Genomic DNA, 20,805 nt, shown 5'->3' with positions numbered 1-20,805 from the left:
CCCGATATGTCAGGCCAGGGCTGGGTGTATGGAGCCTCCATACGTTGCGGCCGGATTCCGTCGAGGAGCTGCTGACGCTGTGTCATCCGTGGAACCGGAACTCTATTGCGATTGCCGGATACAACACCGGCGTCACTCATTTCGGCTGGAAGTTTCCCGGACGTACGATCGTGCAGACCACCGCCAGTGCAAAACTGCTGCGACTGGGCAGGAACCGGATTCGCGTTGACAGCGGAATGCTGCTGAAGCAGACGGTGGCAAAGCTTCATCAGGCGAATCGCGATTTTCACGTGTTGCCCAACTATTCCTATATCAGCATGGGCACGGTGTTCATGGTTCCCGTGCATGGATCCGGCAGCGCTGTGTCCACTCTTGGAGATACCATTGAATCTGTGCTCGCCTATGACATGTGCGAAGACCGGTTTGTCACGCTTCGGCGCGGCGATCCGAACTTTGCGGACGCGATGTACAATTCGTCCGGCGGTCTGCTCGTGCTGCGGCTTGTGTTCAACACTCGGCCGCGCGAGCACTATTATGGTCGCGAAGTCACGTTGACAAATCCTGACGCGGCGGCGATCTGGAATGCCTTTGATCAGCCCACGGCGTCCAATGTCGAGATTCGCAAGTCCAGCGCGACTGATGATGACGTCTGCGTGCGAACCTGGTTCGCGGCGAGTGAACCAGTGGACGGCGGTTTGGTGAACAACGCAACCGAGGTTGCTCGCGATTCACTGGGCCGCCTGTGGGACCGGTTGGAAGAGAACCCGGTTTCGTCATGGGTGTTTCACACGCTCGTCCGGCGATTTGGTTTTCATGTCGAGCTGTTCCTGACGAGGGACGAGTTTGAAGTCTTCTGGCAGGCTCATCGTCAACTGCCGCTGTCCAAGATCCAGTTGCGTTTTTTTCGCCGCGACGGAATGCCGAACTCGCCAGGGTCCGACAGGGACCGCATTTCGGCCGACCTGTTCATGAAGCGCCGCGATCAGCATCAGTTCACCGAGTTTATGCGCGAGCACCTTCCCTATGCCCGGTTCAATCGTGGAAAACACAGTCTGTGACCCCATCATCCGTGGTACGGACAGCAGCAGTGGAATCAGCGGCCAAGGCATCAGCCGCGAGCTGGTCGCCACCTGCCGCCGTCTCGTGCGCGAACGGATTCCGAATCTGTTTCGGCTGTATTTGAACCCCCACGTCGCAAAGAACTGTCATCTTCTGATCCGAATCGTCAGCCTGCGGTGGCCTGATCAACCTGTGTCGCAGCGGCCGCAGGCGTTTCTGGCAAACAGCCTGGACGAAGCAGTCAGCGGAGCCGTCAAGCTCGCTCGGTTTGCCGCCAACAAACGCCGCGCGGCCGACGCCGCGACTCACAACAGCCAACGGCACCCGCGCGGCGTGGTGTTTGATCCGCAGTCGCGGCTGATGCACTTCGCGACCACGCGGGCGGGATCGGTGTCAATTCGGTTCCTCCCCGATATCGATGAGGTTCGCGACGAGAAGCCCGGAACAGGCTCGAAAGAGGATGGCGATTCACACGACACTGGCGGCAACATCGACTTCATCGTTTGGTTCGAAGCCGACGTGGCAGAAGATCCGAATGTGTCGGCTGGCCTTCGCAGGTTGCTGGCGGCCGCGAACCGGCAGGTGCAGCGACCGCTGCTGATCTGTTGTCTGGATCGTGACTCCGTATTCTCTTCGGGGCGCGTCAAACAGCCGGCGATGGGAGACTGCGTGCCGGATATCGTCGTGTTCGATGAATCGTTCACGGACCACGATGTTCCGTTCGGAGCGTTCGTGGCCGGCGATGATTTGTTTGGGCTGTGGAACGTTCCCGGCAAGGCAACATTTCATTCCACTACGTTTCAGCCGAATTCCATTTCCAGCCTGCACATGTTGCGCTGTCTGGATCGATTTGCTTCCGGCCTGATGACCGACGAAGGGCCGACGCTGCAACGCATTGACTCCGACATCGATTTCCGACGCCAGGTGTTTGCGAATTGCTACAGCCGTTCGCTGGCCAGGCTGATTTGCGTTGCCGGCTTCGACCATGTCGACGTGCGAACCGACGGGCATTACGTCGTCGCGAATGATCGCCGACTATTCGACTGCGTAGCGGGAGTCGCCTGCAGCGTGCGTGGCCACAATCCTGCGACGTACGCGGAAGAACTCGAAACGGCGGGTGATGCGGACAAATGCCGTGTCGAAGTTGAAACACGGTTGAGCGAACTGACAGGACTGCAGCACGTGACTCCGGCGGTCAGCGGTGCGAGCGCGGTGGAACAGGCGCTGAAGATCGCGCTCGTCGCTCAGGCACCGCGCACATGGGTGCTGGCTCTGCGCGGAGGCTTCGGCGGTAAGACGTTGTTCGCGTTGACCGGAACGTCTGGTGACTACCTGAAGGAAGGGCTTGATCCGCTGTATTCCCGTGTTGTGTTTGTGGATCCATTTGCGGACGACGCTGTGGCGCAGCTTCACCGCGCGTTCGAGCGGTATCCGATCGGAGTCGTGCAGGTGGAATTAGTTCAGGGAGTCGGCGGCGTGCGACCGGTTCCCGCGATCGTGCTGACGTGTCTGAAGGAACTGCGCAGCACTCACGACTGTCTGCTGTTCGTCGACGAAGTGCAGACCGGGATGTTCCGCACCGGGCCTTTTCTGCGCAGCACGGATTGCGACATCCAGCCGGACGTGCTGACGATCGGCAAGGGTACGTCGGACATGATGTTTCCCTTCGCGCTGACGCTGCATTCGGATGATGTGCAGAGACGGCTTGATGCGGCCGGCAGTTCGATTGCCGCTGACTTTCTCCGGCGAAACAACTATCCGGCGGGCTACCGAACGGTGCTGGGCACTCTTCGTCGAGCGGCCGACCAGGATCTGGAAGCACGCGTGATCGAATCGGGAAGGACATTCGCTGATCTGCTGACGGCGGCTCTGGCCGACCGTCCGGTGGTGGCGGAAGTTCGCTGTTTCGGTCTGCTGGCGGGTATCGAACTTCGTGTCGTGTCCGGTTCACCGCGACGCCTGCAGCGCGCGATCTGGAAACTGTCGCTGCTGGCGATGCTGCAACATCCGACGTTTCCGGTGCTGGCAGGATTCTGTCAGTACGAACCCAACGTACTGAAAGTGACGCCGCCGCTGACGGTGACGCATGACGAACTGCAATCAATCTGTGCCACCATCGCGGACGTGCTGCGTCGTTCGACGTGGCGACTGCTGGCCGACACTCTGCCCGGTGTCGCCATGCGTCCGTTGAGTGGAAGGCTGCGTTTTTTGACATTCGGGAGATCGAATCGATGAGTCTGCTGCGAGTGAACTTCGATGAGCTATACCGACGGCATTTGTGCCGTCACTCACAGTTCGGCATCAACGTCCTGCATCTGATTGCCGTCGCCGGCATTTATATCGCCTTGTACGGCATCGTGTTCGCGCTGCCTGGTTCGCCGTGGATCATCGGTGTGTGTCTGGCGATTTACTTCGGGCTGCTGGCACGCAATCTTCCGCTGCGATTGCTGCTGGTGAACGGACTGACGATCACGGCGCTGCTGGGAGTGTTCCTGCTGCTGCCTTCCGTGCCGGTGTGGATTCACGTGCTGCTGATTGTGGTGTGGCATCGATTTCAGAACTGGAATCACCGCGTCTATGACCGGGAAATGGACATGTCGGAGTTCGCGGAAAAGTATCGAAAGGGTTCGGCGCTGTTCGTGCTGCTGTCGATTTATGAGCTGCCGATTTTGCTGAACTATCTGGTGTTCGACGGCGGAGCCAGACGGCATGAACGGCACTGATCTAATCGCGCCGCCCGCTGGTGGCGGTGGTCCGGCTGGTTCGCTGCACTCGCCGACGCCGATCGGTGACGCGCGAACTGCGCGTGATGCGGGGCACGTCTGGTTGCTGCACGGCTTCGGAGCGCGGCCGTTTGTGATGAAGCGGATGGCTCGCCTGCTGAACATTCATGGCCATGCGACTCGGCTGTGGGGCTATTCCAGCACGCGCCAACGGATCGCTCAGCACGCATCGGCGTTGCGCGACGAGGTACTTCGGGCGGTAGAAGCCGAAGAGCTGCACCACGTGGATTTTGTGACTCACAGTCTGGGCAGCATCATTGTGCGTCAGATGCTGTGCGACTGGCCGAGTCCGTTCATCCGGCGAGTGGTCATGCTGGCTCCACCGAACGGCGGTTCTCACTTCGCGCGATTCGATTCGCTGGTGTTGAAACCGATTTGTCCCGTGCTGAGCGAACTGTCGTCGTCGCGGCAGAGCGTGGTGAACCGGATGGACGAACCGGCGGCGACAGAGATCGGCGTGATCGCGGCGTCGAGCGATTGGGTGGTGCGCCGCCGGAATACTCACCTGAGCGTGGAAGCGGACCACATCGTGATCAAAGGCGACCACGTCCGCCTTCCCCTGCTGCGCGTCTGCGCGGATCAAGCCAGCCATTTTCTGTGGCACGGCCGGTTTGAACGCGCGGTGGCCTGCGAGAAAAGACAGCGACGACCATTTGACGAGACACGCCGTACAAATGCAGGCAGCTTCGACCACATACCCGGCGCTGCCTGCATCAGCGGAGGACGATCTGCCGCGACCTGACGTCCAATCCCACCGACGCCGCTCAAGCCGGCCGGCTCGCTGAACGTGTTCTTCGCAGGCGGTCGCCTGGAATGTCACGCGGCTGGAACAGGATGACTGCCACATCGCCGAGGGCGGTGAGCCGATTTGCATCCATCTGGCGAAGGGCTCAGCCATTGAACGTCCGCAGGCGACAGCGGACGCCGCCTTGGCAAAGAAACGCCGACAGTTTGAGACTTGCTGAATATGTCGCAAACAATGTGGGTATTAAGTGCGAATGGCAGGGTCGTGCAGAGTCAATTCGCGGCGCGGACGATTTCATCGACGGAGGTTCGGGGAACGATCTGCTGCCCGGCGGTTTCGGCCGTGATGTGGCAGTCGGCGGACGAGGTTCCGACGCAATCTTCGGAACTTCCGGTGACGACATCCTGATCGCGGGGTTCGTGACGTTCGCCGATTCGCATTCAGCGTTGAAGCAGGTGCGCGACGAGTGGACGTCCGACCGAGACTACGAAACGCGGGTTCGCAATCTGTCCGGAGTCGGCAGCGGTCCGCGAGCAAACGGTGACACGTTTCTCACAGCCGGCGGCACGGTCGGAACCGACAGTCACTGCGACGCGCTGTTCGGAGGCTCCGACCGCGACTGGTTCTTCTTCGAACGCAACCGAGATCTGGGCTTCGTCGGCCTGGACGAAATCTTCGCCAACGAACTGGACGATCTGCTGGACCGACCCGAGCTTTGACGTGCGGCAGAAGGAACGCCGCTCAACAACACTGATTAATAAAAAGGAGGCAGGGGCCCCCGCTCGTGCGATCCCCCTTTCGGCTGGCTGACGGTGAGCCTGGTGGGAGGGCTGCCGTATCAGGCTCTCCAGAGTCCTCAGTGATCTGCGAAGGCGCGCCGTGTGGTACGATCCGGCTGCGAATCCGTTTCTGCTGATCCGACGACTCATGCCATGCAGCCATTTGAATCCGCTTTCAATACGTTCGCCGAGCTTCACCCGGACGACGCCAGCCGCGTTGTCGAAACGTTTTCGGTTGGCGACGCTCAGCAGTTGCTGGACAGCCTGCCGGAACATCAGCGCGTGTCGCTGCTGGAGCGGCTGAGCCTGGACAAGGCAATGCCGCTGATCGTTGCCATGTCGGTTGACCGGGCGGCGGAAGTTCTGGCGGAGATGTCACCGCGATCGGCCGCGGCCATTTTGAAACAGGCGAAGGAAGACGAGCGGGCCGCGATCCTTGAAGCCGTTCCCGCCTCGTCTCGCCGAACGCTGCAGCAGCTTGTGGAGTTCCCCGACGACTGCGCCGGCGGCATGATGGAACCTCGCGTCGCCGCCCTGTCGATCGATCTGAATGTGCAGCAGGCGATCGCTCGCCTGCGAAGCACTCCGCGAGAAGCCCTGCACTACCTTTACGTCACTGACCGATCGCAAAGGCTGGTGGGCGTGCTGAATATGCGGGATCTGTTGCTGGCCAATCCGACTCAGCAACTGGAACCGATGGTCAGGACGAACGTGTTTGTCATTCCGGACACCATGCCTCGCGAAGAAGTCGTCAACCAGATGCGCGAACGGAAGTTTCTGGCGGTGCCCGTTGTTGACTTTGAAGGGCGGTTGATCGGAGTCGTTCAGCACAGTGAAGCACTGAAAGCCGGACAACTGGAGGGCTTTGAAGATCTGCAGAGAATCGTGGGTGCCGGAGCAACAGAACGCGCACTTTCGCCGGTTCGTGTCGTCGTGAAGAATCGTCTGCCGTGGCTGCTGGTCAATCTGGTGACGGCATTCATGGCGGCCTTTGTGGTCGGTCTGTTCGAAGGTGTGATTTCGCGAGTCGCGGCTCTGGCTGTGTTGCTGCCGGTGGTTGCCGGTCAGGGTGGAAACACGGGATCGCAGTCTCTGGCCGTTGTGATGCGCGGTGTGGCATTGCGGGAAATCATTCCCGGAGTCAGCGGGCGAGTGGTCCGCAAGGAAGTTCTGGGCGGCCTGATCAACGGTGCTCTGATCTCGGTCGTAACCGCTGCGGCCGTGCTGGGATGGCGACTGGCAACCGGTGAATCGCTGCCCGACGCGGGACGCTTGTGCGTCGTCATCGGCTCGTCGATGATTGTGACGATGGCAATGGCAGCGCTGGCCGGTTCCGTGATTCCGCTGATCCTGCGAGCACTCGGACGCGACCCCGCTCAGTCGGCCAGCATCTTTCTGACGACGGCGACCGATATCATCGGATTCGGTTCGTTCCTGGGATGCGCGGCGCTGCTGCTGTGAGAGCTGAGCGTCCAGTCACAACTCTCAAATCTCAGATCTGAAATCGCAGTTTACTCACCGTGCCGCGACACGAATCAAAGGAAATCTCCCGTGCCCGAACTGCGGTGCCGACTGGCCGGCGAGCCGTAAGGTTTGCCGCAGTTGCGGATACAGCGACGAGTACGCGGCGTCTGACGACGGATATTCTGCCGAAGATCCCAATGACTTCGACTATGACGACTTCGTGGCGAGAGAATTCCCGGACCACGGCAACCGCAGCACGACACCGGCTCGGCGGCAAACCTGGATTCGCTGGGTGGTCCTGGTGCTCGTCGCGTCGTTTGTGCTTGGTCTGTGGATGGGGCTGGGATAGGTGCCGCGTGACCATTGGCGAGCTGTGCAACGTGAGTCCGCAATCGCACTGGAGTGCCGTCCGACACCGCGTCGTCGTGAACGCTGATTGATGTCGCAAACGCGAAACGGGCCGCCTCAGCGACAAATCAATCTCGATGACAACACCCGGCGAGCCGCTGCCCGGTCGTCGGCTATTATCACCCGAAAACCGGGGATGAGGTCCGAACCTGGAGCGACCAGTCCGAGAGTGTTCACACCCGCGAACGTGGAAAACGGATACCGGCGAACTGGACCCGCTTCCCATGCACCTGCGGTTGTATCGCGGTCCCGTGATCCTGCTGTATTGTATTGTTGCCTTTCTCATGGCTGTCAACAGCGGGGAGCTATAACTCGCAGCGCGTCACTTGCTGTCCACGGTCGTTACCTCAGCACGTAGACCGCCGGGTCGTCAATGATGAACGGGGTCGACCAGCTTCGGCCGTCGTTCATGTTGACGGACTTGAAGAAGTGTGTGGCAAACTGTTCGGCGGAGAAGCCGTACGGAAAGCTGCTGTAGAGGTGATCCTGCGGCCGCAGGTTTTCGACACCCTGGCGAGCGTAGTAGTGGACTTCACCGTTCGAAGTCACCGACATTCCCAGTGTCCACCAGCCGGGAGTCAGCATGATGCTTTTGACTTCATGGCCGAGATTGTTTCCGCGAATCAGCAACTGAGCTTCGTCCTGCTTGTACCGCGGATCGTGGCTGCTGTGGAACTCGATGAAGAATCCGGGCCAGTATGGTTCCTGCTTGCGTTCGGTCTTCGAGAAGAACAGCCGTCGCTTCTTCGCTTCGGTGACAGTGGTCTTCAGGTCCATGCGGTATCCGAAATGCGATCCGCTGCGGTTCTCCCAGTTTTCATAAGGCGGCAGCCAGACTCGAACCGTGCAGCTCGGGCTGCGGCCAATGCTGACCGCGCCGATTCGTGATGAGCAGGCCATGATGAAGTCGTCCTGTTCCATCTGACCGCTGGCGAAACCCGGGATACCGCTGTTCAGGGTCTGTAACTTGAGTGCTCCCTTGCTGCCGGAAATTCCGCCGGCCGGTGTGGGGACTCGCTGAATCACGTCCGGCATTCCCCGCTTGGGGCTTTCGAACCAGCGGCGGTTGGCGGAATAGCCCATCGGCGGACGAGTCTGTTCGTCCTGTTCACGACTGGCTTTGGGACCATTCGGAATCCACTGCCAGTTCTCGTCTTCGAAGTCATCGCCGACGTTGTTCAGTCGCACGCCCGTGCCCGGCACCAACTGGCCGTGAGCCCGGACGAAGAAGATGGGAATGGCGATCACGAAACAAAGTATGTGCAACCACGACGGCGACCTCATGTCTGCCATCCTTTCTGACGGAATCCGTTCAAACGATTCGTGTTCGTCGCCGGGTCTTCACTTGTCCGCTGGCCGACGCGGTAAACGCGTTGGTTCGCGGACCAGTGAGCGGGCACGACGGACAACATCCGGCGACCCGTCCGCAGCCGTCCCGCTTCCCTGCGGGGCGGGCTGCATTCGGTGGGTCGGGCGGGAACACCAACGGCCAAGCTGACCGCGGCAGCATCGACAGAGGAATTTGTCCCTGAATCCAAAGCGGCTGGAACGGCTGGCCGGAGGTATTCCTGCAGAAAGAAGTATCGGAACCCATGGCAAAGGCAGCACAGCCAAAACAGGCGTCGCAGCCATGCCTTGCCGGTCCGACGACGCCGGACCCGTCGTGGTTTCCCGACACTTTCAGTTTGCCCGTTTTGCGCGACCGTCAGCATTTGCCGGACCGGAAGTCGTCCGGCGTTTGGTTTTGGGACGGAAGCCACCCGGTGTATGGTTCGCCGTACGTTGTCCGCGAGCAGCGCGACGCAAGTCCGCCGTCACGATACGAAACGCGCCGGTCGACGTGTCCGCAGCGCGATGGCGAACTGACGTCGCGCCGTTCGCCGGGGCCATGCTCGGCCGAAGCGCTGACGCGATTCGAAAATCGAAATATCGGGATTCCACTTCATGCAACCGACCAACGCCCGCACCGGGCTGATTCTGTTTGGGGTGTACCTGCTGTTGTACGGCGGCTTCGTGCTGCTGAACGCTTTTTCGCCGCAGACCATGGAAGCCACTCCCTTCGCCGGCATCAATCTGGCCATCTGGTACGGATTCGGGCTGATCATCGCGGCGCTTGTTCTGGCACTGGTCTACGGATTTCTGTGCCGAAAGTCGGCCGACGTCGGCCAGCAGCGGGAGGACAAGCCGTGATTCACGAAGCGGTCTTTGAGGCAGTAGCTCTGTTTGTCGTGTTCGTCGGCTTTACGCTGGGGCTGAGCTTCTGGCTGGGGCGGAAGGCGCGATCGTCCGCCGGTTACTTTGCGGCTCACGGGCAGATCCCCTGGTTCGTGAATGGTATCGCATTCGCCGGCGACTATCTGTCAGCGGCGTCGTTTCTGGGCATCTGCGGAATGATTGCCTTCTACGGCTACGACGGTTTTCTGTATTCCATCGGCTATCTGGCGGGCTGGATCGTCGCGCTGTTTGTGGTGGCCGAGCCGATGAAGCGACTCGGCAAGTTCACATTCGCCGACGCTCTGGACGCGAAGTTCGATTCGACAGGCATCAAGGTGACCGCCGGCATCAGCACTCTGGTTGTCAGCGTCTTCTATCTCATCCCGCAAATGGTCGGTGCCGGAGCGCTCGTGCAGCCGCTGCTGGGTTTCGACGAACACTGGCTGGGTGTCGTGATCGTCGGAACCGTAGTGATCCTGATCGTGGTCACCGCCGGAATGGTTTCGACAACGTGGGTCCAGTTTTTGAAGGGTTCGCTGCTGGTGATCTTCAGCGCGATTCTGACGTGGATGCTGCTGGAACGCGGATTCTCAACGAAACCGGCTGATCCGTCGGCTCACGAATTTCGCACAATCAGCCCGACTGGAGATCTGTCGCGAGTATATTCGACGGGCGACGGGCTGATCGACGGCATCGAGAATTCCGACGTCGTGACGGAACTGCAGGCTATTCTCGGAGCGGAATATGTGGCCGCGACCGGCGGCTGGCAGTCAAAGCCATACCTGCGGTTTCGCGATGCGGCTGCCGATCGCGTATCTGTGTGGCGAATCGAAGATCGCGGCGACGCTCCGGCTGTGTTGACGGAAACTCAGACGGTACAAACGATCGACGGCAGGACATTCGTCAACGGACTTCCGAAAGGCAAGGGGGAAGGCGAAACGCAGCTGTATCCCGTCGGCCGAGTCAGCCGGCTTCCCAGCGATCAGGACAGCACCGGCCCGGTCGGTCTGCTGAGCTTCTTCAGCACGTTCCAGCAAAGCGAAGTCGTTCTGTGGCGCAGCGAGACGATCAGCGATGCGGACGGACTCGGCACCACGGTCTATTATCAGAAGACAACGCCGGGCCGGGAAATCCTTCGTCCGGGTGAGCACCCCAAGTTCGCCGGCATTCGCGGCACCGACCCGATCGGCAAGCTGAATTTTCTGTCGCTGATGCTGGCTTTGTTCTGCGGCACGGCATCGCTGCCTCACATTCTGATTCGCTACTACACGGTGAAGGATGAAAGCGCGGCCCGCAAGAGCACCATCGTCGGGATTGCCAGCATTGGCTTCTTCTACGTGCTGACTCTGTACATTGGTCTGGGAGCCATGACTAGCGGCGCGATGGATGTGGCGGACAACAACATGGCGGCTCCGCTGCTGGCGAAGAGCATGAACACGTGGCTGTTCGCCGCGATTTCGGCCATCGCGTTTACGACCGTGCTGGGAACCGTCAGCGGTTTGATTCTGGCCTCCGCCGGCGCGGTCACTCACGACCTGCTGAAAAACCTGACGAACTGGGACATCAACGACGAAGAACAGGTCCGGCTGGCAAAGATCTCGTCCGTGCTGGTCGGTGCGATTGCGATCGTGCTGGGGATTCTGTTCAAGGGCCTGAACGTCAGCTATCTGGTCGGCTGGGCGTTCAGCATCGCTGCGTCGGCGAACCTGCCGTCGCTGGTGATGATTCTGTTCTGGAAGGGTGTGACTCGCCAGGGGGTCATCGCGGCGATTGTCGTCGGGATGGTCAGTTCTCTGGGCTGGATCCTGCTCAGCAGTGACACCTTCACCGCTGTTTACGGTCTTCCGGCAGAAGACGCGCTGACACCATTCACGCAGCCGGGCATCGTCACGATCCCATTGGGCTTCGCAACGCTGGTGGTCGTGTCGCTACTGACGAAGCAAAGCCCGGCGAGCAGCGCGACGTAAGTCGCGCTCGCTTCGGAGCGAAAGTGCGGGATGGCGGGCGGACTTCGCGCCGGTCGTCGGAGCCTGTTCAATGCACGCGCATGTCCGCTTTCAGCTTTCATCTCGATGCCGCCGATCAGCACACGTCCGCTCGCGCGGGACGGTGGGTGACGCCGCATGGGGATGTGGAAACTCCGGCGTTCATGCCCGTCGGGACGCTGGCCACCGTCAAGGGGTTGCTTCCGGATCAGCTTCGAACTGCGGGCGCTCAGATGGTCCTGGCGAACACGTACCATCTGGCATTGCGGCCGGGGTCCGATGTGGTCAGAGACCTCGGCGGGCTGCATCGGTTTATGGACTGGGACGGGCCGATTCTGACGGACAGCGGCGGGTTTCAGGTCTTCAGCCTGGCTCAGTTGCGAAAGCTCGACGACGAGAAGGTGGTCTTCCGCTCGCACATAGATGGTCGGCTTCTGGAACTGTCGCCGGAGAAGGCTGTAGAGATCCAGGAAGACCTGGGCGCCGACTGCATCATGTGTCTGGATGAATGTCCGCCGGCCGACGACACGCCGGCGCGCATTCAGGCTGCCGTCGACCGGACGACGCTGTGGGCCAGGCGATGCCGGGACGCTCAGCGGCGGCAAGATCAGGCGCTGTTCGGCATCGTTCAGGGCGGCACCAATGAAGCGTTGCGGGCTCGTTCCGCGGAAGGCCTGTTGCCGATAGACCTTCCCGGCTACGCGATCGGCGGACTCAGCGTCGGGGAAGCTCCGGCCGAGATGTATCGGACGCTGGACTTTACGGTGCCGCTGTTACCGCGGGACCGGCCACGGTACCTGATGGGCGTGGGAACGCCGACCGATATTCTGGAAGCCGTCTGTCGCGGAGTCGACCTGTTCGACTGTGTGATGCCGACACGAAACGGCCGCAACGCGATGGCGTTTACCAGCCTTGGGCACGTCCGGCTGCGAAACGCGGTGTATCAGCGCGATGAGCGGCCGCTGGATCCGGAATGCGACTGCACGGCTTGCACGCGGTATACCCGAGCTTACCTCCGGCATCTGTTTGTGGCGAAGGAGATGCTGGGACCGATGCTGCTGTCGCTGCACAACATCGCGTTCTACCAGCGACTGGTGCGGAATCTCCGAAAAGCGGTAATCGCGGGGACGGTCGCTGAGTTCCGGCGCAGTCAGCTTGCCCGCTGGCAGACGCAGTCCTAAGATACCGCGTTTTTCCGGACGACGGCACTCCTTGAACGAGCGTGGATTTTTCAGTGACATTTTCCAGTCTGACGGTCGACGTTGGCAACCTGCTGCTGCTTGCACAAGACGCCGGCGACGCTCCGGCTGCCGGCGGCGGGCAGGGCGGGGCAGGTGCAGAACCGGTCAGTCCTCTGGGTCCGTTGCTGCCAATTCTGGCAATCGGCCTCTTCTTTTACTTCATCATGATCCGGCCGCAGCAGCGCGAAGCCCGCAAACGCAAGGACCTGCTGGCCGCGATTAAGAAGAATGACAAGGTGGTCACGATTGGCGGCATCATTGGAACGGTTGTGGACCTGAGTGCCGACCGCGTCACTCTGAGAGTCGACGACGGAACCAGAATCAAGTTCGTCCGCAGCAGTATCCAAACGGTGTACGAAGACGTGACCGACACGAACAATTCGAAATAGCTGCCAAGTGGAACGTCGGACTCCTCATGTGCAGGCTCGCCGCAGGACTGTTTCCGGCAATCGGGGTGTGACACATTTTTCCGCCAGCCGTCATGACGACGGTGTTCGATTTTCATCAGGAATTCTTCCGAATGTTCGACGTGTTTCATCGAGTATTGACGCTCGCGTTGCAGGATGCGGACGCCGCCGCAACGGTGGCTGAGGCGGCAAAGGAAGGCGCGGACGCCGCCGGCACAGCGGCCGGAGACGCCGCTCAGGCAGCCGGTGCGAGCGGTCTCAGCGTCGCGCTCGGACTGCTGGTGGTCCTGCTGGTGCTGATCGGCCCGTTCGTCATCGGAGCCTGGCTGGCCAAACTGCTGAACGTGCGGGAACTTGGAACTCGAATGGGTGTCACTCTGCTGGCACTGACCATCGGCCTGATGCCGTTTGTCGTGCAGGCAAGGCGCGGTGAACCGATGTCGGAAGTGGTTCGTCTGGGAATCGACCTGGCCGGCGGCACCAATATGGTTTTTCAGGTCAAGCCGGAAGAAGGCAAGACGATCGACGATGCCGTCATGGACAAAATGGTCGGCGCTGTCGCCAAACGCATCAATCCATCCGGCACGGAAGAAATTACCGTGCGGCAGGTCGGTGCGGACCGGCTGGAGGTCATTGTTCCCGGCCAGGATCCTCAGACGGTCAACGAGATCAAGCGCCGCATCGTGAAGCTGGGCAGCCTGGAATTCTACATCGTTGCCAATGCGAACGAAGAGTCCGCCATCGTGAAGCGGGCAAGAGCTTTGGGCACCGACGAAAAACAATTGCTGGGAGCCGACAACGAAGTCGAAGCCATCTGGCTGCCGGCATTCGAAATCAACGGCAAGCCGAAACTGCTTGGACGCACGGATGCCGTACGGCGGCCCGTCCAGGAACTTCGAACCGTGGAAGGGGTCACCGAAAAGTACGATACCGAAGAATACCTGCTGCTGGTGCAGCCTCCGGATGAACGTGTCAGCGGGAAATATCTGACCTCGGCGACGCCTCGCATCAACCCCGAAAACGGACGCCAGATGGTGTCGTTCCGGTTTAATCAGCGGGGAGCGTTTCTGTTCGGCCGGCTGACCGGTGAATACCAGCCGAAGCCGGGTCGGGCGAGACGCGGACTGGCAATCGTCCTGGACCGAAAAGTCTACAGCGCTCCTGATATCGAATCCGTTATCACGGACAACGGCCAGATCACCGGTGACTTCACCGTCGCCGAAGCGAAGGAACTGTCCGATGTCCTGAATGCCGGAGCGCTGGAAGTTCCCATCGACCCGAAGCCGCTGAGCGAAGCGACCGTCGACCCGACTTTGGGCGAGGATGTCCGTAACAAGGGCGTCAACGCGATCTTCATCGCCGGCGTCGTCGTTGTGCTGTTCATGCTGGTCTACTACCGGTTCTCCGGTGTGGTCGCCGTCATCTGTCTGCTGCTGAACCTGATTCTGGTGCTGGCCGTGATGATCGGTATTCAGGCGACGTTCACTTTGCCGGGGCTCGCCGGCTTTGTGCTGACGATCGGTATGGCCGTGGACGCCAACGTGCTGATCTTTGAACGAATGCGCGAGGAAGTCGGCCGCGGGTCCAGCTTACGAATGTCCATTCAAAACGGATTCGGAAAAGCTCTCTCGACAATCGTCGATGCCAACGTCACCACGCTGATTACGGCCGTGATTCTGTTCGCCATCGGAACCGATCAGGTCAAGGGTTTCGCAGTGACTCTGTTCATCGGCATCGTGATGAGCATGTTTACCGCGCTGTTCGTGGGGCGTTTGGTGTTCGATCTGGCGGAAAAGAAACGCTGGATCAAACAACTGCGGATGTTCAGCTTTGTCGGGAATACCAACTGGGATTTTGTCGGCAAGCAGAAGTTCTGCGGTCTGATGTCCACGACCCTGATCGTCGCGGGCCTGGCAGCTTTCTTCATTCGCGACAACAACTACGACATTGACTTCACCGGCGGCACGATGGTCACGTTTCAGTTGACGGAGCCGGCCGAAACCGAAGATGTTCAACAGGCGCTGACAGCTCAGTTTCCTGAAAGCTTCACGGTCGAGCGCCTGACGCTGGCCGGCGAGAATACGGGAGCCGCCGGGAAGCATTTCCGGCTGCGCACCACCGAAAGCGATTCCGGAGCGAACACCGCCGGAACTGACGAACCAACGGAGTCCGCTGAAGATCGCGTGCGGCGAAGGGTCAACGACGCTTTCAATGAAACTCCGTCGATGAAGCTGCTGAAGGTTTCGATGACGTACGGCGATATCAGCCAGATCACTATCGCTGCCGACGATGAATCAGCCGAAGCGTTGAAGCTGAAACGGTTCAACGAAGGCCGCGCTGCTGAGATCACTCTGTCAACCGAAGTTGCCGTGGGGACCATCCGCGACATACTCGACGAAGCCTTTGGCGAAATCAAAGCCGGGGACAAGCTGAAATATCCGGATCTGGGTGAATTGATCGCCGTCGAAGGCACGGCGGGGTCGGGTCTGGAAGCCGGAACGCACGAAGTTCACAAGTACTCAACGGCGGTTGTCCGAACGATGTCCGCCATTCCGCAGGAAGACTTCGCCGCCGCGCTGTCCGGCATGCAGCAGAAACTGGCAACCAGTCCGCTGTTCGACGAAGTCAATACGTTCGCCAGTTCCGTCGCCGACGAGATGAAGGTCGACGCGCTGACGGCCATCGTTGTCAGCCTGATTGCCATCGTGGGCTACATCTGGTTTCGGTTCCAGCGGATCACGTTTGGTCTGGCGGCCGTCGCGGCTCTGGTCCACGACGTGCTGATCGTCGTTGGGATGGTGGCTGTGGGATCGTTCCTGAGCGGCAATCCGGTGGGCGATCTGCTGCAGTTGCAGGATTTTCGCATCAATCTGCCCATGATCGCCGCGTTTCTGACAATCGTCGGGTATTCCCTGAACGACACAATCGTGGTGTTTGACCGTATCCGCGAAGTTCGCGGCAAGAATCCCGGAATGACCCCGGAAATCGTCAACACGTCTCTGAACCAGACACTGTCGCGAACCCTGCTGACGTCACTGACGACGTTCCTGGTCGTGATCATTCTGTATGTCATCGGCGGCGAAGGAATCCACGGCTTTGCCTACTGTCTGACGATCGGGATCCTGGTCGGTACTTACAGTTCGATCTATGTCGCCAGCCCGATCCTGATCTGGCTGATGAACCGCGATGGTGGCGCGGCGGGCAGAGTTCGGGCATAACAGCAGACTGCAGCAGGCGCGGCGCTATTGCCGCCGCGCTGCCTGTCAGAGGCTCCGGGAATCGAGACCGCTCGGTCCCGCGTTTGCTTTCCCTTCACAGATTCGCGAGTACCGTTGCCGGATGATCGACACCATCACAGTCCCCTGGTCCGTCACCGACGCCGCCGAACTGTTCGACGTGCCGCGGTGGAGCAACGGCTACTTTTCCGTCGGTGAAGATGGCAACCTGCGAGTCCACCCGGAACGAAACTCCATCCGGTCACTCGATCTGAAGGAACTCGTCGAACGACTGCAGATCCGGGGATTGGATGTGCCGGTGCTGCTGCGATTCAACGGCATCATCCGGGACCGCCTGAAAGTCCTGCACACAGCCTTTGCGGACGCCATCCGCGAACACAACTATCGCGGCCGGTACTCCTGCGTCTATCCCATCAAGGTCAACCAGCAGCGCGAAGTTGTTGAGAAGGTTATCGAGTACGGTCGGGAGTACGGATTCGGGCTGGAAGCTGGCAGCAAACCGGAGTTGCTGGCGGTGGTGGCGATGACAAGTCCGGAAACTCCCATCATCTGCAACGGGTTCAAGGACAGTGAGTTCATTGAAATGGCGCTGCTGGCTCAGAAAGTCGGCCGCCATGTCATTCCGGTCGTCGAGAAGTACACGGAACTGAAACTGATTCTACAGCACGCCGACCGCCTAGGAGTGCGGCCCGCCATCGGGATGCGCGTGAAACTGGCCGCGCGCGGAGCAGGCCGGTGGCAGTCGTCCGGAGGCTACCGCTCAAAGTTCGGGCTGCGGGTCAACGAAATCCTGACGGCGCTGGACGAACTGAAGGATCGCGGCATGGAAGACTGCTTCCACCTGCTGCATTTTCATCTGGGAAGTCAGATCACGAACATTCGCCAGGTGAAAGCCGCCCTCAACGAAGCATCGCGGGTCTACGTCGAACTTGTCCAGCGCGGAGCCGGGCTGAAGTACATGGACATTGGCGGGGGACTGGGCGTCGACTACGACGGATCGCAGACAAACTTCGAATCCAGCATGAACTACACGCTGGAAGAGTACGCTCGCGACGTGGTGTTTCACATCCAGACAGTCTGCGATGACGCGGAGATCCCGCATCCCAATATCATCTCGGAAACCGGAAGAGCGATTTCGGCGTTTCACAGCGTGCTGGTCTTCAGCGTCCTGGGTGTGTCCCAGCAGGGTCGCGAAGAACCGCTGGAGGAACTGACACCCGATGAAGGTGCTCCGCAGCCCGTGCATGATCTGTTCCTGACTTACAAGTCGCTGACACTTCGAAACGCGCTGGAAAGCTTCCACGACGCTCAGCAGTCCATAGACGTTGTCATGACGCTGTTTACCACCGGTCACATGCCGCTCGACCAGCGGTGCGTCGCGGAGAACCTGTACTTTGCCATCTGTCATCGCATCTGGACGCTGACAGCGTCAATGGAATTTGTTCCGGAGGAACTGCAGAAGCTGGACCGGATGCTGTCAGACAACTACTTCTGCAACTTTTCGCTGTTCCAGTCGATGCCGGATTCCTGGGCGATCAAGCAGCTCTTTCCGGTGATGCCCATCCATCGGCTTAACGTGCGTCCGACGCGACATGCGGTCCTGAGCGACATCACCTGCGATTCCGACGGCAAGATCGATCAGTTCATCGATCGCCGCGATGTCAAGCGCACTCTGATGCTGCATGAATATGACGGCTCGCCGTACTACCTGGCAGCGTTCCTGATCGGAGCCTACCAGGAGATCCTTGGCGATCTGCACAACCTGTTCGGCGACACGAACGCGGTTCACGTGGAGTTGTCGGAATCCGGTGAAGTCGTGCTCGACACGATTCTGAAGGGCGAAACCGTCAGCGAAGTTCTGGATTACGTTCAGTTCAGCGGCCGCGACCTGATTCATCGACTGCAGGTGGCAGTGGAAGAAGCCGTTCGCCAGAACCGCATCACTCACGCCGAAGCGGGAGCCTTCGTGAAATTCTACGAAGAAGCCCTGAACGGCTACACGTACCTGGAAGAGCCGGACGTGCCGTAACATTGTGGGCGCTGGCGTTTCGCGCTTGCGCCGGATCTGTTCCGTGTAAGATGTGGTCCGCTGACAAAGACCGTCTCTTGCGCATTTCAGGTTCGCCTACGTCCGCCGCATGGCGACGACGGGGTCGAGACGAGCCGCGCGGATTGCGGGAACGATGCTGGCTCCGACGCACACGATCACTGAAATTCCCAGCATCAGCAGCACCGGCGGTATCGAAAAGCGGAACAAGGGGCCGGTTACCTGACCCCGGATCTCGGATTCGAGATACATGCGCACAAACACCTGAGCAACGAACGACATCGACCAGCTGAGCACAAACGCCAGCACGCCGCCGATCAGGCCCAGCATCGCTCCTTCGGACATCATCAGGGCAACCAGGTGCCGGTCTTTGGCTCCCAGCGATTTCATGATGCCGAACTCCGGCGTGCGTTCCATGACGGAAATGATCAGCGTGTTTGATATGCCGATGGCTGCCGTCAGCAGAATTGCGGCCGCAACACCGAATACGACCCACTGGTTGTGATCGATCTGCCAGTTGATGTTTTCCATGATGCGGACCGCCGAAAACACGCGCCAGCCGGATGCTTCCAGCCGGTCATGCACTTCCCGCAGATGCCGGCTGCTGTCGACGATCAGAACGGCACTGTGAAAGTCGTGGTGCTTCACCTCAGCAAGCTGCCAGTCCACAGCGACATCGCGGTGAATCTGTATCTCGACGTTTTCACCCATCAGCTGCTGATAGAACAGGCTGCTCAGCGATTCCCCCGCACCGGAACGATAGATTCCGCGAATCGTGAACGTCTTTTCCTTCACGACGTCAGCCAGTGCCCGCGACTGACCTGCCGACGCATCCATCGCCTGTCGCAGCAGCGCCTTCTGTTCGCCGGAAAGAGTCGTTCGGTCCAGATCCGCGATCAACTGCTGAAAGGCGGCTGTGAACTGTGTCTGCTGAGCCAGAAAGTCCGATGGAATTTGCCCTGCATGTGACGAGAACATCTCGAACAGCGATGAAGCCTTCCCTGTGATCTTCCACTTCAGGCGAATCGTGCGGCCGACCAGACGCTTCAGGTCTTCGTCACTTTGAAAGCCAAGCTGGTACGCCAGAAACTCATGCACAAGTGCGCCGGAATGGTCGTTGTCTTCCAGAATGCTGCCTTCGATCACGCTGCGTCGCAGTGAGTTCGACGGCGGACCCGCCCCGGTGACTCCGGCAAGAATTTCGTCCGCGGGCAGATCAGGACTCGACAAACCGGACGCATCCATACCGGCCGCCGCCGTGGACACCGCCGCCATGTCGGAAATTGGCAGGTCGGCCCCGACAAGTTCGACGCGGCATGAAATGTACGAGTGAGGAACCACCGCCTGGACATGTTCGATCGCGGCAAATTTCGCAAGTGTTTCGGCGTTGATCGGGTGATCTTTCCGGTCGGCTCGCTTTTGCTTCCACTGCTGCACCAGTCTCTCGCGGATTCGTTCCCGGCGTTCGTCAGACATGTTTCCCGACACGATGATCGTTCCGTCCGGCGGTTCCGAGCGCGATCCGTGAGTCCGATAGACTTCGATCTGCTTCGCGAATTCGGACGCATCAAACAGTGCCTGAAACGCGTCACGGACGCCGGCGGCACCGGCTGCCGTCATCAGCAGCACGACACAGCCGATCACAATACCGATCAGGTTCAGCGCCGTTCGAAATCGGCGCTGCCACAGATTGTGAACCGCCATGCGGACGATCTCAGGCCATGTCACGCCGGCGACTCCCGCGGTGTTTCGGACAGAACTCCGTCGGCCATCGTCAGCCGGCGCGTGCCGAACCGTTCCGCCAGTGGTTCATCGTGAGTCACCAGCAGGAAGGTCACGTCTGAATTTCGGCACACGTCGTTCAGCAGATTCACGATTTCCGCGGCGGTTGACGAATCCAGGTTTCCCGTCGGTTCGTCGGCCAGCAGCACACCGGGGCGATTGACCAGAGCTCGGGCAATCGCAACTCGCTGCTGCTCACCGCCCGACATTTCGTAGGGAAAGTGAGTGCTTCGGGCGGACAATCCAACCTGCCCCAGGCATTCCGCCGCGCGCCGCTTCCGTTCCTTCGAAGAAACGCCGCTCAGGATCAGCGGCAACTCCACATTCTGAAGAGCCGTCCGCTGCGGGATGAGCTGGAATGACTGGAAGATCATGCCGACTGTCTTCAGCCGGTACTCCGCCATTTCGTCGCGGCTGAGTTCATGCAGCCGGCAGGAATCGATCGTCAGCGTCCCTTCTGTCGGACGGTCCAGACCAGCCAGCAGATTCAGCACGGTCGACTTGCCGGAGCCGCTGCGTCCGACGATGGCCACACGTTCTCCCGCTTCGACGGTCAGGTTCAGGTCATTCACAGCGACAACCTGATGGTCGGTCGTGCCGTAGCGTCGGCATACGGATTCAGCGCGGATCATGGACTGACGTTCGGCTCCACTGG

At 60.0% G+C, this 20,805-nt stretch carries 16 protein-coding genes; 13 read left to right on the top strand and 3 right to left on the bottom strand.

Going from position 1 to position 20,805, the window contains the following annotated elements:
• The first annotated feature begins 44 nt into the window (after nucleotides 1–44).
• The 7 genes from R3C19_11375 (at nucleotide 45) to R3C19_11345 (ending at nucleotide 7,179) form a co-directional block, all read left to right on the top strand.
• Nucleotides 45–1,058: a hypothetical protein gene (locus tag R3C19_11375; GenBank protein ID MEZ6060953.1), complete on the top strand. Its 1,014-nt coding sequence runs from the start codon at nucleotides 45–47 to the stop codon at nucleotides 1,056–1,058.
• Nucleotides 1,024–3,294 carry an aminotransferase class III-fold pyridoxal phosphate-dependent enzyme gene (locus R3C19_11370; protein MEZ6060952.1) on the top strand — a complete coding sequence of 757 codons (2,271 nt, stop codon included), beginning with the start codon at nucleotides 1,024–1,026 and terminating at the stop codon, nucleotides 3,292–3,294. The genes R3C19_11375 and R3C19_11370 overlap by 35 nt, the downstream gene beginning before the upstream one ends.
• Nucleotides 3,291–3,782: a hypothetical protein gene (locus tag R3C19_11365; GenBank protein ID MEZ6060951.1), complete on the top strand. Its 492-nt coding sequence runs from the start codon at nucleotides 3,291–3,293 to the stop codon at nucleotides 3,780–3,782. Before R3C19_11370 ends, R3C19_11365 begins: the two co-directional genes overlap by 4 nt.
• A complete protein-coding gene (locus R3C19_11360; protein MEZ6060950.1) occupies nucleotides 3,769–4,584 on the top strand; it encodes a hypothetical protein in 816 nt (271 codons plus the stop codon). The genes R3C19_11365 and R3C19_11360 overlap by 14 nt, the downstream gene beginning before the upstream one ends.
• 209 nt (nucleotides 4,585–4,793) lie before the next feature.
• Entirely contained in the window at nucleotides 4,794–5,306 is a 513-nt protein-coding gene (locus R3C19_11355) for a hypothetical protein (GenBank protein ID MEZ6060949.1), read from the top strand.
• A 213-nt stretch (nucleotides 5,307–5,519) separates the two neighbouring features.
• On the top strand, nucleotides 5,520–6,827 hold the full coding sequence (gene mgtE / locus R3C19_11350; protein MEZ6060948.1) for a magnesium transporter: 1,308 nt from the start codon (nucleotides 5,520–5,522) through the stop codon (nucleotides 6,825–6,827).
• Nucleotides 6,828–7,050: 223 nt separating this feature from the next.
• On the top strand, nucleotides 7,051–7,179 hold the full coding sequence (locus R3C19_11345; protein MEZ6060947.1) for a hypothetical protein: 129 nt from the start codon (nucleotides 7,051–7,053) through the stop codon (nucleotides 7,177–7,179).
• A gap of 401 nt (nucleotides 7,180–7,580) precedes the next feature.
• Here the strand turns inward: R3C19_11345 and R3C19_11340 are convergent, their stop codons facing one another.
• Nucleotides 7,581–8,522, bottom strand: a complete 942-nt coding sequence (locus R3C19_11340) for a hypothetical protein (protein MEZ6060946.1) — start codon at nucleotides 8,520–8,522, stop codon at nucleotides 7,581–7,583.
• Between the two features lie 660 nt (nucleotides 8,523–9,182).
• On the opposite strand from R3C19_11340, the gene R3C19_11335 reads away from it, so the two are divergent.
• From R3C19_11335 to speA, 6 genes are all read left to right on the top strand, one after another.
• Nucleotides 9,183–9,428 carry a DUF485 domain-containing protein gene (locus tag R3C19_11335; protein MEZ6060945.1) on the top strand — a complete coding sequence of 82 codons (246 nt, stop codon included), beginning with the start codon at nucleotides 9,183–9,185 and terminating at the stop codon, nucleotides 9,426–9,428.
• Nucleotides 9,425–11,419, top strand: coding sequence for a cation acetate symporter (locus R3C19_11330; GenBank protein MEZ6060944.1), 1,995 nt, complete (start codon nucleotides 9,425–9,427; stop codon nucleotides 11,417–11,419). Before R3C19_11335 ends, R3C19_11330 begins: the two co-directional genes overlap by 4 nt.
• An 80-nt stretch (nucleotides 11,420–11,499) precedes the next feature.
• Nucleotides 11,500–12,618 (top strand): tRNA guanosine(34) transglycosylase Tgt, encoded by a 1,119-nt coding sequence (gene tgt, locus R3C19_11325; protein ID MEZ6060943.1) that lies wholly within the window; start codon nucleotides 11,500–11,502, stop codon nucleotides 12,616–12,618.
• Between the two features lie 53 nt (nucleotides 12,619–12,671).
• Nucleotides 12,672–13,067 (top strand): preprotein translocase subunit YajC, encoded by a 396-nt coding sequence (gene yajC, locus R3C19_11320; protein MEZ6060942.1) that lies wholly within the window; start codon nucleotides 12,672–12,674, stop codon nucleotides 13,065–13,067.
• 131 nt (nucleotides 13,068–13,198) lie between these two features.
• The gene (gene secD / locus R3C19_11315; protein ID MEZ6060941.1) at nucleotides 13,199–16,303 is read left to right on the top strand and encodes a protein translocase subunit SecD; all 3,105 of its coding nucleotides are present in this window, start codon (nucleotides 13,199–13,201) and stop codon (nucleotides 16,301–16,303) included.
• 121 nt (nucleotides 16,304–16,424) lie between these two features.
• Entirely contained in the window at nucleotides 16,425–18,350 is a 1,926-nt protein-coding gene (gene speA / locus R3C19_11310; protein MEZ6060940.1) for a biosynthetic arginine decarboxylase, read from the top strand.
• A gap of 96 nt (nucleotides 18,351–18,446) precedes the next feature.
• Here the strand turns inward: speA and R3C19_11305 are convergent, their stop codons facing one another.
• Both R3C19_11305 and R3C19_11300 read right to left on the bottom strand, forming a co-directional pair.
• Nucleotides 18,447–20,096 (bottom strand): ABC transporter permease, encoded by a 1,650-nt coding sequence (locus R3C19_11305; protein MEZ6060939.1) that lies wholly within the window; start codon nucleotides 20,094–20,096, stop codon nucleotides 18,447–18,449.
• Nucleotides 20,093–20,782, bottom strand: a complete 690-nt coding sequence (locus R3C19_11300) for an ABC transporter ATP-binding protein (GenBank protein MEZ6060938.1) — start codon at nucleotides 20,780–20,782, stop codon at nucleotides 20,093–20,095. The genes R3C19_11305 and R3C19_11300 overlap by 4 nt, the downstream gene beginning before the upstream one ends.
• Between the last annotated feature and the right edge of the window lie 23 nt (nucleotides 20,783–20,805).

The organism is Planctomycetaceae bacterium (genome assembly GCA_041398785.1).
Lineage (GTDB): Bacteria > Planctomycetota > Planctomycetia > Planctomycetales > Planctomycetaceae > JAWKUA01.
Note: the sequence above shows the minus strand (reverse complement) of the source record. Positions and strands in the feature narration are given on the sequence as shown.

What these genes read in the sequence shown, in the direction of transcription:
- R3C19_11370 (MEZ6060952.1), top strand. Translation starts at nt 1,024, where the DNA reads ATGCCCGGTTCAATCGTGGAAAACACAGTCTGTGACCCCATCATCCGT.
- R3C19_11365 (MEZ6060951.1), top strand. Translation starts at nt 3,291, where the DNA reads ATGAGTCTGCTGCGAGTGAACTTCGATGAGCTATACCGACGGCATTTG.
- R3C19_11360 (MEZ6060950.1), top strand. Translation starts at nt 3,769, where the DNA reads ATGAACGGCACTGATCTAATCGCGCCGCCCGCTGGTGGCGGTGGTCCG.
- mgtE (MEZ6060948.1), top strand. Translation starts at nt 5,520, where the DNA reads ATGCAGCCATTTGAATCCGCTTTCAATACGTTCGCCGAGCTTCACCCG.
- R3C19_11340 (MEZ6060946.1), bottom strand. Translation starts at nt 8,522, where the DNA reads ATGAGGTCGCCGTCGTGGTTGCACATACTTTGTTTCGTGATCGCCATT.
- R3C19_11335 (MEZ6060945.1), top strand. Translation starts at nt 9,183, where the DNA reads ATGCAACCGACCAACGCCCGCACCGGGCTGATTCTGTTTGGGGTGTAC.
- tgt (MEZ6060943.1), top strand. Translation starts at nt 11,500, where the DNA reads ATGTCCGCTTTCAGCTTTCATCTCGATGCCGCCGATCAGCACACGTCC.
- secD (MEZ6060941.1), top strand. Translation starts at nt 13,199, where the DNA reads ATGTTCGACGTGTTTCATCGAGTATTGACGCTCGCGTTGCAGGATGCG.
- speA (MEZ6060940.1), top strand. Translation starts at nt 16,425, where the DNA reads ATGATCGACACCATCACAGTCCCCTGGTCCGTCACCGACGCCGCCGAA.
- R3C19_11300 (MEZ6060938.1), bottom strand. Translation starts at nt 20,782, where the DNA reads ATGATCCGCGCTGAATCCGTATGCCGACGCTACGGCACGACCGACCAT.